Source organism: Planococcus sp. APC 3906 (assembly GCF_030407685.1).
GTDB lineage: Bacteria > Bacillota > Bacilli > Bacillales_A > Planococcaceae > Planococcus > Planococcus koreensis.
Window position 1 is genome coordinate 1 of sequence record NZ_JASDCW010000006.1, and the last position, 14,133, is coordinate 14,133.

The 14,133-nt window shown below is 47.4% G+C and carries 12 protein-coding genes; all 12 read right to left on the reverse strand.

Annotated features, from left to right (window positions below):
- Positions 1 to 30: 30 nt before the first annotated feature.
- The 12 genes from QMA09_RS05190 to larE all read right to left on the reverse strand — a co-directional run bounded on the left by QMA09_RS05190 (position 31) and on the right by larE (position 14,132).
- Positions 31 to 1,014, reverse strand: a complete 984-nt coding sequence (locus tag QMA09_RS05190; protein ID WP_290212295.1) for a LacI family DNA-binding transcriptional regulator — start codon at positions 1,012 to 1,014, stop codon at positions 31 to 33.
- Between the two features lie 663 nt (positions 1,015 to 1,677).
- Positions 1,678 to 3,786 carry a sensor domain-containing protein gene (locus QMA09_RS05195; protein WP_290212296.1) on the reverse strand — a complete coding sequence of 703 codons (2,109 nt, stop codon included), beginning with the start codon at positions 3,784 to 3,786 and terminating at the stop codon, positions 1,678 to 1,680.
- Between the two features lie 69 nt (positions 3,787 to 3,855).
- Positions 3,856 to 4,272 (reverse strand): hypothetical protein, encoded by a 417-nt coding sequence (locus QMA09_RS05200; protein ID WP_290212297.1) that lies wholly within the window; start codon positions 4,270 to 4,272, stop codon positions 3,856 to 3,858.
- A gap of 268 nt (positions 4,273 to 4,540) precedes the next feature.
- Positions 4,541 to 6,061, reverse strand: a complete 1,521-nt coding sequence (gene glpK, locus QMA09_RS05205; RefSeq protein WP_290212298.1) for a glycerol kinase GlpK — start codon at positions 6,059 to 6,061, stop codon at positions 4,541 to 4,543.
- Positions 6,062 to 6,108: 47 nt separating this feature from the next.
- Complete coding sequence (locus tag QMA09_RS05210) at positions 6,109 to 6,948, reverse strand: MIP/aquaporin family protein (protein WP_290212299.1); 840 nt, start codon at positions 6,946 to 6,948, stop codon at positions 6,109 to 6,111.
- Between the two features lie 264 nt (positions 6,949 to 7,212).
- Entirely contained in the window at positions 7,213 to 8,874 is a 1,662-nt protein-coding gene (locus QMA09_RS05215) for a glycerol-3-phosphate dehydrogenase/oxidase (RefSeq protein WP_290212300.1), read from the reverse strand.
- A gap of 241 nt (positions 8,875 to 9,115) precedes the next feature.
- Positions 9,116 to 9,661 (reverse strand): glycerol-3-phosphate responsive antiterminator, encoded by a 546-nt coding sequence (locus tag QMA09_RS05220; RefSeq protein WP_290212301.1) that lies wholly within the window; start codon positions 9,659 to 9,661, stop codon positions 9,116 to 9,118.
- Positions 9,662 to 9,718: 57 nt separating this feature from the next.
- Entirely contained in the window at positions 9,719 to 10,279 is a 561-nt protein-coding gene (locus tag QMA09_RS05225) for an HU family DNA-binding protein (protein ID WP_290212302.1), read from the reverse strand.
- A gap of 150 nt (positions 10,280 to 10,429) precedes the next feature.
- On the reverse strand, positions 10,430 to 11,089 hold the full coding sequence (locus QMA09_RS05230) for a HoxN/HupN/NixA family nickel/cobalt transporter (protein WP_290212303.1): 660 nt from the start codon (positions 11,087 to 11,089) through the stop codon (positions 10,430 to 10,432).
- Between the two features lie 21 nt (positions 11,090 to 11,110).
- On the reverse strand, positions 11,111 to 12,502 hold the full coding sequence (gene larC / locus QMA09_RS05235; RefSeq protein ID WP_290212304.1) for a nickel pincer cofactor biosynthesis protein LarC: 1,392 nt from the start codon (positions 12,500 to 12,502) through the stop codon (positions 11,111 to 11,113).
- Positions 12,483 to 13,178: a nickel pincer cofactor biosynthesis protein LarB gene (gene larB, locus QMA09_RS05240; RefSeq protein WP_135501993.1), complete on the reverse strand. Its 696-nt coding sequence runs from the start codon at positions 13,176 to 13,178 to the stop codon at positions 12,483 to 12,485. Before larB ends, larC begins: the two co-directional genes overlap by 20 nt.
- 120 nt (positions 13,179 to 13,298) lie before the next feature.
- The gene (larE, locus tag QMA09_RS05245; protein WP_290212305.1) at positions 13,299 to 14,132 is read right to left on the reverse strand and encodes an ATP-dependent sacrificial sulfur transferase LarE; all 834 of its coding nucleotides are present in this window, start codon (positions 14,130 to 14,132) and stop codon (positions 13,299 to 13,301) included.
- Between the last annotated feature and the right edge of the window lies 1 nt (position 14,133).

A 14,133-nucleotide genomic window follows, 5' to 3' on the forward strand; every position in this document is an offset into this window, starting at 1 on the left:
AAAATTTTAAATATTGACTAATCATTTTTTTTATGTTGTTTCACTTTCAATCAACTGTACTGGCAGCTTCCATTCAATTTCCGAAACTATTTCACCATTAATTTGTTTCAGTAATAATTGAACGGCTAAATCTGCAATTTCCTTTACTGGCTGCTGAATCGTACTTAGTTCCGGCAGCAGCATTCTGGTTATTTCTGAACCATCATAGCCGATCACTTTCAAATCACCAGGTATACTTATGTTCCTTCTCTTTGCTTCTTTTATCACACTTGCTGCGATAAGATCATCACTGGCAAAAATACCATCCATATTTGGGTTCTCATCAAAAATAGTTTCTATAATATTTTCTCCCATTATATAACTAAGAGAATCATATTGATTTTCTCTCATTACATCTTCATACGCCTCTCTTCTAAAATTTGCAGGAGTTTCCAAAGAAGGAGAACCGTTAATATGAATAATTTTTTTACAACCTTTATCTATTAACAATTGAGTAGCCTTTTTCCCACCATCATAATTATCACTGGATACAACAGGAGTATTTTCAGATAAATACCGGTCAATGCCTACCAATGGAAGATGTCGGTTGTTATATCCTACAATCCCTCTGTTATGAGATCCTGCTATAATCCCATCTACTTGGTGTCTTTGCAGCATTTCCAAGTAACTCTTCTCTTTATCTTCACGGCCTTCACTGTTGCACAATAATACTTTATAGCCCAAGGATTCACAGATATTCTCTAAATGAAAAATCAATTGTCCATAAAAGGGATTATTTGTAGTCGGGAAAATAAGGCCAATGATAAACGTCTTATTGATAAAAAGTGACCTTGCTATTTCATTTGGATGATAATGTAACAGTTCTACCGCTTCAAAAACTTTCTTTCTTGTCTTTTCGCTTATGTAACCCCGATTATTTAGCACTCTTGAAACAGTTGTCTTGGAAACACCAGCTTCACTAGCAACATCCTCTAATTTTACTTTTTGATTTACATTTTCGTTTGTATTATTCACTATTCATCACCTTTACTATCTCTTTGCTAATTCAACTTTTATTGACCTAGTTGAAATCCATTTAGCTAATTCAATTCTACTAATATCATACTTGAAAAACTGAAAAATTTTCTGCAATTCAAATGGTATGTAATAATAATTTTCGCTCATTATTCATGTGAAAATATTCACATGATAACATGTAGTAACAATAAGCATAAAAAGATTCCTTTAAACATCATATCCAAAGGGATGTAGCGGTGCAACTTTTAATAATTGGAATATTTTTAAAAATAAAAGCACGTGCTAGGTAGTTCTTTTTCATTTCATTACGATTAATCTTGTTATCAGCGGTTCGCTGTTCCGCAAAGCATGGTTCATTTTTCTGCATTAACTGGCTCAGAACTTGGCACAAGTGGCTTAATTCATCTGGTCACCTGCAATATTCAGTTGGGAACCGGATAATCGGAAGTACGCAAAATGGGTAAAGGAATTGCAGGCTAAAAAGAAGGCTGTCTCTTTACCTTAACTTGTCGATACGAGAACGGGTTACTTCTAATCAATTGAATAGGAAAAGGGCTTTCCAAGCTATTTGGAAAGCCCTTTTCATTTTTATAAATGATGTTTTGCACTATACTGGCTCACTGGGTTAACACTCATCGCTTCGCCTTCACGCCTATCCCATCAGCAAAACTTCTTCCCCACCAAAGACAAGCCCAATTCGTCTGCCGGAACGGGGCGGCTGAAATAATAGCCTTGGCCTTCATCGCAGTTTTCCTGGATCAAATAGGCCAGCTGCTCTTCATTCTCGATGCCTTCGGCAATCACACTCATGTTCAATTGATGGGCCAGGGAGATGATGGTGGAGGTGATCGCTTTGCCTTTCAACTCTTCGGTGATGTCTGACACGAAACTGCGGTCAATTTTAACGCGGTCAAACGAGTATTGCTGCAAGTAGTTGAGGGATGTAAAACCAGTGCCGAAATCATCAATCGAGATAGAGACGCCCAATTTCTTTAAATCCAATAAATTTTGTTTCAGGATTTTCGTATCTTCCATCAAGATGCTTTCGGTCACTTCCAGTTCGAGCCATTTGGCATCGAGTCCCGTTTCATCCAGCGCATCTTTGACGGTTTGGACAAAGCTGGGATGCTGCAATTGGATCGTGGAGGTGTTGACGCAGATTTCAAAAGGCGGATAGCCCTTTTCCTGCCATTCTTTGATTTGCGCACAAGCTGTCTGCAAGACCCATTTCCCGATTGAGATAATCTCTCCGGTTTCTTCTGAAATCGGAATAAAATCATCAGGCGACACTTGGCCAAGCGTTGGATGATTCCAGCGAATCAATGCTTCCACGGCACTTAGCTCCCCCGTTTTCAGGTTCGTGATGGGCTGGTAATGCAGCTCCAGTTCTTGCTTCCGGACCGCTTTCTTCAAGTCCTTTTCAAGGATCAGCTTGTATGACGTTTGTTGATCCAGTTCGTCTGAGTAGACCGTGTAATTGTTTTTGCCGTACTTTTTCGTGAAGTACATCGCCGCGTCGGACTTTCTGATCAACTTTTCCACTGTCTCTTCTGCACCGCCGCTGAATGCGATGCCGATGCTGCAGGAAATCGATAGCGAATGGTCCAAGACATGGAACGGCTGGGACATCACTTCGTTGAGTTTTGCTGCTAACAGGCAAACCTCTTCTTCTTTCGCATTCGGCAATAGGATGGCAAATTCATCTCCTGCCACCCTCGCGACAGTATCCGCTTCCCCTACCGTTGCTTCCAAGCGCTGTGCAACGGCCTTCAGGAACTCATCTCCCCTATTATGGCCCAATGAGTCGTTGATGAATTTAAAGCGGTCCAAGCCGAGAAACAGCACAGCCACCTTATGGTCATGGAGCTGTGAAATCTGAAAGACTTGGCTTAACCGGTCTTCGAATAGCTTTCGGTTGGGAAGTTTGGTCAAGGAGTCAAAGTAAATCAGGTCTTGCATCAATTTTTTATTTTCATTGCGTTCGGTAATATCCACCGCTACGCCATAAACCCCGATAATTTCCCCATTGAGCTTCATCGGGAAATTGGAAATCTCCACAGCTCTTTGCTGTCCGTCTTTTCGCGTGATGAAGATTTCATATGTAACGGTTTCCCCGCGCACCGCTTTCTCAAAATGATGGAGCGTTTTCGGCAAATCCTCCGGCACGACCAGCGGCATGAACGCCATTTCGAACAGCTCCAAAGCAGAACATCCTGTCAACCGTTCACAGGCCGGATTGGCATCGATAAAATTGCCGTCTAGGTCAAACGTGTACACAGCGTCCGGATTATTATCAAACAACGATTTGAACCGTTCCTGATTTTCCTTCACTTGTGCCATTGCCTGAACTTCTGCAGTTACATCAACGACTGAACCCACTAAAAACGTTTCACCATTTCGGACCATGCTTTTTGCATACACCTCGGCTACAATCATTTCCCGATTTTTTTTGAAGATTCGGAAGCGATGTTGATCGTGCCTCTTTTGACCTTCTATTTTTCTGCTCAAACACTCCTTCATGAGGCCGATATCATCTGGATGGACCAAGTCTGTTAAAGCGATTTCCCCATGAAGGAGCTCCGCTTCCGCATATCCGAGAAGTTCGCAAAAATGCTTATTGATAAAAGAGTAGGAATTCTCCTTTAATACATACATGCTCACAGGTGCGTTTTGCACGGTTACTTCGAACAGCTCCTGGTAAAACTCATTATCCATAGGTGCATCCAGCTCGATCAAGTCCCCAAAAACCTTGTCAGCTATTTGTTTCATGGCGATGCACTCCTTTCTATTGAAATTTCCACCTAATGAATGCGCTGATAAAAACGAGAAAAAAAGCCGTCACCATATGCATTTATATAAATTGTTTGCATGCACTTCAACATCAAAAATATTGATCAATTCACTTAAACTATAAAATGCGAGAAGATTTCGTTTTGACAGGTTTTTTATGTTCTCATCGTCTATGTATATGACTGTGTCATCTTTTCTGATCAAATCCCGTTTCTCCATATAAAGGGAAAGGTTTTTGAAGCGGCTGGATCCATTTTTTGAAATTTCAAAAGTGGAATACTGGTAGATCGAACATTCCATGTAATCGAATTCCCAAGAAAGAATTAAAATCAAATCGTATTGCTTAAGAAAATGAATCGTTTCCTCGTTGGATTCAAGTGCCAGCTCCACCGTTCTCGCAACGATATCTTTGAGTTCCACCATATCGTATTCAGTTAATGATGGTTTTCTTTTGAATATAAACATAAGCAGCCTCCTGGTAACGATATCTTCACTTACTATTTTAAAAAATTAAAATTATCATTATATTTCATTACTTTTATACTAGAAAAATAAAGTATTCCTATTTGTTTTATACAGGTATTATCGGCTGTTGTTGTATAGTCTTTAATAGGTAAAAATATCTATATTCATTTCATTCATACCCTTGCTTTTTTGTTGAATACAAAAAAGACCCAACCACCCACAGATTCAACTCTGCAGATGGTCAGGCCGTTTATTTTATAGAATCTCTTTATTCCTGCGGTGCTGTTTTCCCTTCACGCTTAAACACGCGTGTTGCTTCAACTGCTTTTTGCCAACCCTCGTAAAGCTCTTCGCTTTGCTCGGATGGCATTTTCGGATCGAAGTTTTGGTCGATTTGCAAGAGCTGGGCGATTTGTTCTTTGCTTTCCCAGAAGCCGACAGCCAGTCCCGCCAAATAGGCTGCGCCCAATGCCGTCGTCTCCAAAATGACTGGGCGTTCCACAGAAACGTTCAGCAAATCGCTTTGGAATTGCATGAGGAAGTTATTGGACACGGCGCCGCCGTCAACGCGTAAGGTTTTCAGTTCAATGCCGGAATCTTCGGTCATGACATCGACGACATCTTTTGTCTGGTACGCGAGTGATTCAAGCGTTGCGCGGATAAAATGCGCTTTCGTCGTACCACGCGTTAACCCGAATACCGCTCCGCGTGCATCGGTGTCCCAATATGGTGTGCCGAGGCCGACAAAGGCCGGTACCATGTAAACGCCTTCTGTCGACTCGATCGATGTCGCATAGCTTTCCGTGTCAGATGCGTTATCGACAAGCTTCAAGCCGTCCCGCAGCCATTGAATGGCGGACCCGGCAACGAAAATACTGCCTTCAAGCGCGTATTCCACTTTGCCGTCTACACCCCATGCGAGCGTCGTCAACAAGCCGTGCTCGGATTTAATGCCTTTTTCTCCCGTGTTCATCAACATGAAGCAACCTGTGCCGTATGTATTTTTCGCCATCCCTTTATCGAAACAGGCTTGTCCGAATAAGGCAGCTTGCTGATCCCCGGCCATGCCGGCAATCGGCACTTCATGGCCGAAGAAATGATAGCTGACGGTATTGCCGTAGATTTCCGACGATTGGCGAACTTCCGGCATCATGCTTTTCGGCACAGTCAGAATATCCAATAATTCCTGGTCCCATTCCAAATCGTAAATATTGTACATGAGTGTGCGCGAAGCGTTGCTGTAATCGGTAATGTGCTTTTTACCGCCTGTTAGACGGTAGACAAGCCATGTGTCGATAGTGCCGAACATCAAATCGCCATTCTCTGCTTTTTCGCGAGCCCCTTCAACGTTGTCCAAGATCCACTTGACTTTTGTTCCAGAAAAATACGCATCGATTAAAAGACCGGTTTTGTCGCGGAACGTTTCTTCGTGCCCTGCTTCTTTCAACTCTTTGCAGATATCATCGGTTTGGCGCGACTGCCAGACAATCGCTTTGTGAATCGGTTTTCCGGTAGTGCGGTCCCATACAACCGTCGTTTCGCGTTGGTTCGTGATGCCGATTCCCGCAATTTGACCCGGGCTGATATCCGATTTCCGTAAGACGCCTGCCATACAAGCTAATACAGAAGTCCAGATTTCGTTGGCGTCATGTTCTACCCAACCCGGTTTCGGGAAAAATTGCTCGAATTCCTGCTGCGCCGTTTCTACAATTTCCCCTTTGTGGTTAAATAACACCGCACGTGAACTTGTTGTTCCTTGGTCGATTGCCAAAATATAATCTTTTGTCATTTTCAGTTTCCTCCTCAAGTGGGTTATCTCATTTTCGTATTGTTCATTTACTTATCGTCTACCATTGTATCTTTAATTTTGTTTGCCATTGTGTATTCTTTTTTCAATTCAGCGTTCGCAGCGCCAACTAAAATCAACACCACAACAGCACTCATTCCCCAAAACAGGATTGTATAATCCCCTGTGAATAGCGCTTTGTAGAAAACCGCACCGTAAATACCACCGAGAATCGGTCCGGCAATCGGCACCCATGAATAGCTCCAGTCGGAACTGCCTTTGCCCGGAATCGGCAACAATGCGTGCGCAATGCGAGGACCCAGATCACGCGCAGGGTTGATCGCGTAACCCGTTGTACCACCAAGCGACATCCCGATGGCAATGATTAATGCACCTACGATTAATGGGTTCAAGCCATCTGTAAATTCGTTCGCGCCGATGAACAACAAGCCCATCACTAGAACCGCTGTCCCAATAATTTCACTTACCAAGTTTGAGAATGGGCTGTGTACTGCCGGTCCCGTCGAGAAAACGGCAAGTTTTGCGCCTTTGTCTTCCGTTCTTCTCCAATGCGGCAAGTAATTCAAGAAAACGATAACCGCTCCGATCATGCCGCCCAGCACTTGGGCAAGTATGTACATTGGCACTTTCGCCCAGGGGAATTCCCCGACGGATGCAAACCCTAACGTTACTGCCGGATTGAGATGAGCTCCTGAAATACCGCCGACCGCGTAAACGCCCATCGCAACAGCAAGACCCCAGGCAATTGTAACGACGACCCATCCGCTGTCTTCCGCCTTCGAATCTTTCAAGACGACTCCCGCTACTACACCGCTTCCGAAAATAATCAGAATCATCGTGCCTACTACTTCTGCTAAGAATTCCGACATCGCCAAACACTCCTTTTTTAATAAAACCAAGAACTGCACTTTTTAAGCAAAAAAAAAAAAAAAAATTCACACAACGAATGAAAGCCTTCTTAAATAGAAGTCCTCATTGTTGTGCGAATCTCGCATTCTCCGACACAGCTCTTAACTTGTTACCTTAAAAATATACTTTTAAGAAAGCGCTGTCAAGTTTCTGTCTGAATATTGACATACAGAAAGAAGCAGCCGAATTTTTTTCGGCTGCTTCTTTCCTTCATGCTATGCGCTTTACCCTTGTTGCATCGGATGCGTCGCTTCATGCAAAAGTCGGTCTAATTCACTTGTGTACGTTTGCATTTGTTCTTGGGTCCAGTTGAACGTTTCCGCCATATGTGCAGTGACACTGTCTTTGAATGTGTGAACAAATTCAATGTCGAATAATAATGCACCGGTGCGCCGAACAAAGAAATCAACTGGTTTGTACGCCGACTCCGACTCCATCGCGTAGTGCAGCATCGCAAACACGAGCGGATCCAATCCAGCTTGCTGCGCTTCGTTGCGCCGCTCTATAAACATGCCAAGCACATGATCGACGTTCGAGCCGTAACGTCCTGTCAGCATTTGTGCCGTTGCCTTATTCAGCCCAAGCTCCATTGCTTGTTGTTCGCGGTCAGCGCGGAATTCTGTGAATCCTTTTGATCCGTTAACTTCCCCACCAGAAACCGGCAAATGTTTTGTCGATTTTTTCGGGAAGCTCGCGCCTTCTTCTCTTTTTAATTGCTCGGTGACCAGGTCGACGATGCTTTCGCCCATTTTGCGGTAGCCGGTCAGTTTGCCTCCCGCAATTGAGATCAATTGTGAATCCGAGATGAAGATTTCATCTTTGCGCGAGATTTCAGAAGGGTCTTTTCCTTCTTCGGAGATGAGCGGACGAAGTCCTGCCCAGCTCGATTCGATGTCTTCTTTTGTGATCCCCACTTCCGGGAACATGAAATCGACTGCGCGTAATACGTAATCGCGGTCAGCCACGGTCATCGTCGGGTGCGCAATATCCGCTTTGTATACCGTATCCGTCGTCCCGACGTATACTTTGCCTTCACGCGGAATGGCAAATGCCATGCGGCCGTCTGGCATATCAAAGTACACAGCCTGCTTCATCGGGAACCGGACGCCGTCGAATACAAGATGGATCCCTTTTGTCAGCTGCAGGAATTTCCCTTTTTTTGAATGGTCTTTTTCTCTTAATGTGTCAACCCAAGGTCCCGCAGCATTAACAATTTTTTTCGCATAGAGTTCAAACGTTTCGCCAGTTATCTGATCTTCCACACGGACGCCGATCGCTTTCGTTCCTTCGTAGATAAAATCGATGACTTTTGCGTAATTTAACGCCAGTGCTCCTTTTTCGACCGCTTTTTTCATCACTTCGAGTGTCAGGCGTGCATCATCCGTTTTGTATTCAACGTAATAGCCACCGCCTTTTAAGCCTTCTTTTTTCAATAAAGGTTCGCGTTCCAAGGTTTCTTCACGGCTCAACATTTTCCTGCGTTCTGATCGTTTTACACCTGCCAAGAAATCATACACACGCAAGCCGATGCTCGTGCTGAACGGACCGAACGTGCCCCCTTTGTAAAACGGCAAGAGCATCCATTCCGGCGTCGTCACGTGAGGTCCATTTTCATAGACAATTTCGCGTTCCTTGCCGACTTCTGCGACCATTTTCACTTCAAACTGTTTGAGGTAGCGCAAGCCGCCGTGCACCAATTTTGTCGAGCGGCTGCTCGTGCCAGCTGCGAAATCCTGCATTTCGATAACCCCTATCTTCATCCCTCGATTGCTTGCATCAAGTGCGATTCCAGCGCCTGTAATCCCGCCGCCAATAACCAGTAAATCCAGCGTTGCGTATTTCATTGCATCAATCATTTCACTGCGTTTCAAACTTGAAAACTTCATCAATAACCCTCTCCTCTTTCGCAAAGTCAAATCCGTTATTCATCTCTAAGTCCCCCGTTTATCCAAAAAAAGAGAGACCACAGCACAGTTGCAGAATTTCTTCTGCAGAACTGGCTTGGTCTCTCAAAGTCTCCGGCCTGTAATATTAACTTTTGGGGTATTTCATTCATTTCCTACTGCTTTTATCCTATCACTTGAATCGGTTTTTGTCTGCTAATTTGCTCCGTTTGTTGTCAAGCTCTTATAAATCCCACAACTCCAATTGGGATGTTGAGACCGCTTTCGCCCCACCACCGTAAGCAAGGTGAATGTCTTCTGCTGTGCGGATCAATCCCCCGGCAATAATCGGGATACCGGTTTTCTCATGGACTTCTTCAATAATTGAAGGAATGATACCGGGCAAAATTTCAATATAATCCGGTTTGACTTGGTTGATCAGCTTAATGTTGTTTTCCAGCGCTTGGCTATCGAGCAGAAATAGCCGCTGAATGGTCAGCAACTTGTTTTTCTTCGCCAGCGTAATAACATTGCTGCGTGTGGAAATGATTCCATCGGGTTTAATTTCCCTGATTAGAAATTCAAATCCATAGGAATCAGTCTTCAGCCCTTGGATCAAATCGGCATGAAGAATCACTTTTTTATCAGCCTGTTTGGCAGCGCGCACCAGTGCTTGTAATTGAGACAAACGCACTTCTAGAAAAATAATGTAGTGATGGCGACTTTTCAGCAAGCGCTCAAAGTCTTTCATATTGCGCAAGACCGGTATGACTCCCTGCAATTCTGACATTCCTTTTCCCCCTTCGGCATTCGTACGTTTCTATATAGAATTCTTTCGTTGCGGCTTCTATAAATACTTTCGGTAATTCCCTCTCAAAAACACACTGTCAATTTGGCTCGTATACACTTCCGTATTCAAAATTCGCTTGCTGATCAAGCGGTTTGCGATGATTTCCGCTTCCCGGAAGTCCAAACCTACGGCGTCGGCGATTTTCTGCGTTTCGACAATCACCAGCTCGTCGGGATGGGCGCTCGCTTCTTTCGCTTTGCGGCTTTCGGCCACGACGAACCGCAGCATCTCCGCTTCCTGTTCCGTTACCTTACCGGCAGACACGAAGTTTTCGATAAAGTCGCGCTGGTTGACGATGTCTTTCAGGACTTTTGCGGCTTTGAATTGCGGCGCTTTCGATGAAGCGATGGTGATGGCTTCGCCGGTTTGCGGGTTGCGGCCTTTGCGCTCGCCTTTTGACGTAACTTGGAACGCGCCGAAGTCGTTGATCTTCACTTCTTCGCCTTTTGCCAGCGCGGCCGTGAGCGCTGACAGGATTTCGTTCAACGCTTTCGCGGATTGATCTTTGGATAATCGTGTTTTATGTGAGATGGCGTGTGTCAGTTCTTTTTTGTTCATGCGGGATTTCCTCCAGTACAGATGGCTGTGCCATTCTTAGTCTTATCCTTTATTATACCGTTTTCGTAATCAGTTTATTCCTTTATTTCCAAATTGCGCATGCAAAAAGGGCTTCCGCCTAATGCGAAAGCCCTTTTCCATTCTTCGTTTTCAAATCCACAGCTTGAACAGCCCTTCATTGACCCCCAGATTGTACATATAATACAGCCCGAACGCGGCACTGAGCAGGCCGGCAAACTGGATGAGCGGTTTGTTGATGCTGCGCTTGTTTTTGCTCATGACAAATGGGATGCCGATGACGGTGTTGAAGAACAGCATGCTGACGATGGTGCCGAGCCCGAAGACCAGGATATAGGCCGCTCCCTGCCAAACGCTGTCGACGGTGCCGAGTGTCAGCAAGATGATTGCTGCGCTGCCGGCAAGGCCGTGGATAAAGCCCATGACCAGCGGCTTGCGATAGGAAAATTTGCCGTCCGCGCTGGCTGCTTGTGTATCGTGACGGCTGTTTTTCCGGTGCGACGCCATCGCCGTGACGCCGAAATAGACGAGCATGATGCCGACGAGAAACTCAAGGCTCATCGCCCATTTGTCGGAGATGCTGATTTTCAGGACGATCAGCAGCATGCCGACGACGAAAAGCGTGCTGGTGTGGCCGATGCCCCAGAACACGCCGACGAGCGACGACTTCCAGAGTTTCTTGCTTTGGCTCGCGATCGTCGACACGCCGATAATGTGATCCGGCTCGAGCGCGTGCTTGATGCCGAGCAGAAATCCGATGGTTAAGACGGACAATAAGCTGAGTTGTTCCACAATGATGACCTCATATCTTCTTTAGACTTTTGTCAATAGGCCTGCCACTTGCTGGACTTCCTGGAAAACATCGCGCAATGGCACGTTGTGTGCGGCTGCGGCGGTTTTCACTTCTTCGAACTCCGGCGACACTTTGATGATTTCGCCGTCCAGGCTTCCCACTTTGACGGTGATGCTGCCGTAAGGGGTGTCGACGGTCTTGAATTCGCGGTCGAGGATGCGCCGCGTCCAATCGGCTTTGCGGACGCCGAATGTGCTCGTCTCGCGCAGCAGGATGTCTTCCAGTACGAAAGCGTGATGCGGCTTCGCAAGAACGGTGATGAGTGTGCCGGGACGGCTTTTCTTCATGGCGACCGGCGTGTAATAGACGTCGAGTGCGCCGGCGTCGAGCAGCTTCTCCATGACGTAGCCTAGCGTTTCGCCTGTCGAGTCGTCAAGCTGGCATTCAAGTACCGTGATGTTCTCGCGCACAGCGACCGTTTCTTCATTGAACAGCACCGCACGGATGACGTTCGGATGTTCGAAATTCTTTTTGCCCGCGCCGTAGCCGATGTTCTCGATGGCGAGGGCCGGCAAATGGCCGTAGTCGTCCGCAAGGGCTTTCAGGAACGCCGCTCCGGTCGGTGTGGTCAGCTCGCCGCGGACGTGGAAGTCAGCGAGCGGAACGCCTTTCAGGATTTCCGCCGTGGCCGGTGCCGGAATCGGATACAAGCCGTGGGCGATCATGATTTTGCCGTGGCCGGTCGGTACAGGCGACGACACGATGCGGTCGACGCCGAGGCTCTCGAGCGCCAGGCACACGCCGATGATGTCGATGATGGAATCCATCGCGCCGACTTCATGGAAATGCACTTCTGCCGGGTCCATGCCATGGATTTTGCCTTCGGCTTGCGCGATGACTTCGAATACCGCCAGGCTGCGCTTTTTGACGCGATCCGGCAGCTCGCTGTCCGCGATCATTCCGAGGATCGTCGACGCTTTGCGGTGGGAATGCGAATGGTGGCCGTCGTCATGTGCATGTTCATGGCCATGATCGTGGTCGTGGCTATGATCGTGATCATGGGAATGGCTATGTGAATGTGAGTGGCTATGGGTTTCGCCATGGGAATGTGCATGTCCGTCATCGTGCGTATGGGAGTGGCTATGCGCTTCGCTGTGTGAATGGCTGTGTTCGTGCGGATGGTCGTGGGAATGGCTGTGCGCCGCTTCGCCTGCATCCTGGAACTGCAGATCCAATAGCTTTGCCGAAATGCCGCGCTTGTCGACTTGTTTGACGTCGAGCGTGAACGGATCGAGCGGCATTTTTTTCAAGTGTTCGCTGATGTAATGGATGTCGGCGCCCAGGTCGATCAACGCCGACAGCGTCATATCGCCGGAAATGCCGGATTGGCAATCAAGATACAGAAGTTTCATGGTGGACCCCCTCAGACACTAGTTTCATGATCATGGCGGCTTGGTAAGCTGCGCCGAAGCCATTGTCGATGTTGACGACGCTCATGCCGGATGCGCACGAGCTCATCATGGCGAGCAGCGGCGTGATGCCTTCGAAATGCGTGCCGTAGCCGACCGATGTCGGGACGGCAATGACCGGGCGCTGCACGAGCCCGCCGACAACGCTCGCCAAAGCGCCTTCCATGCCGGCGACAACGATAAGGACGCTCGCTTTCGTGATGTCGTCGCGGTACGCGAGCAGGCGGTCGATGCCGGCAACGCCGACGTCATAGAGCCGGCTCACTTTGCAGCCCATCCACTCAGCGGTGATTGCCGCTTCTTCCGCTACGAACAGATCAGACGTGCCGGCAGCAAGCACCATCACTTCACCGCCGAAATTCAGCACCGGCTTGCCGTAAAGCAAGATGCGCGATGTGCTGTCATACACCGCTTCCGGAAAGCGTTCCAGCAAAATTTCCGCTTTTTCCTTGGCAACCCGCGTCACCATAACTTTGCCGTGGCGTTCGATCAGCTTGCCCATGATCGGTTCGATGTGTTCAACTGCTTTTCCTTCGCCGTAAATGACTTCCGGAAAGCCCTGCCGCTCTTCGCGGGCGTAATCCACTTTGCTGAATCCCAAGTCTTCAAAGTTCTCCATGTGCTCACCTGCTGTCTTAGTCTTGGCAATAAAAGCGCTTGGCCTTTATTCCAGAATGCTGTCCGTCTTGCAAAGAAACGAACCCGTCTGAAAAGACCGGGTCCGCCTGTTATTTGTTTATCAATTTACTTTATCGGCCATTTCTTCTTCGGTCAATACTTCGTTCATGCTGCCGGTGCGGTAGCCGCGAAGGTCGATCGAGATGTACTGGAAGCCGAGCGTTGTCAGTTTCAACAGGATTCGGTCACGGAATCCGACCAATTTCGCCATGTCAGCAGGCGCCACTTCAATGCGTGCCGTGTTGCCGTGATGGCGCACGCGCACCATTTCGATGCCGAGTTTCGCGATGAATTTCTCCGCTTCGTCGACTTGGCGGATTTTTTCTTTGTCGAGGCGTTCGCCGTATGGAATGCGGGAAGACAGGCTGCACGATGCAGGCTTGTCCCAAACCGGCAGGCCAAGCTCTTTCGACAATTCACGCACTTCGCGCTTGTACAGGTCTGCTTCCTGCAGCACGCTGCGGGCGCCGGCTTCTGTGCGGGCGCGCAGGCCTGGGCGGAAATCGTCCAGGTCATCCATGATCATGCCGTCGAGGACATGGTCATAGCCCAATTCATTCGCCAGCTCATTCAAGTGGCCGTATAGTAATTTCTTGCTGAAATACCAGCTTTCCGGCGTATTCGCCGCCACGCCTTCGTCTTCGAGTTCCTTGATTTCGGTTTTCAGCACGTTCGCGCCCATGTCTTCTGCCAATTTGACCGCTCCTGTGAATTCTTCTTTGCGGAATAGTTCCGAACCGACGACAACAGCGAGGACGTTGTCCGTTCCAAGTACCTGCTGCGCGCGCTTCAGCACCAATGTGCTGTCGACGCCGCCTGAGAAGGCAACGATGACGCGGTTCATGCCGGAAAGAATGTCACCGAGTTTGTGGTTTTTTTCAGTCGTTAAAGTCATA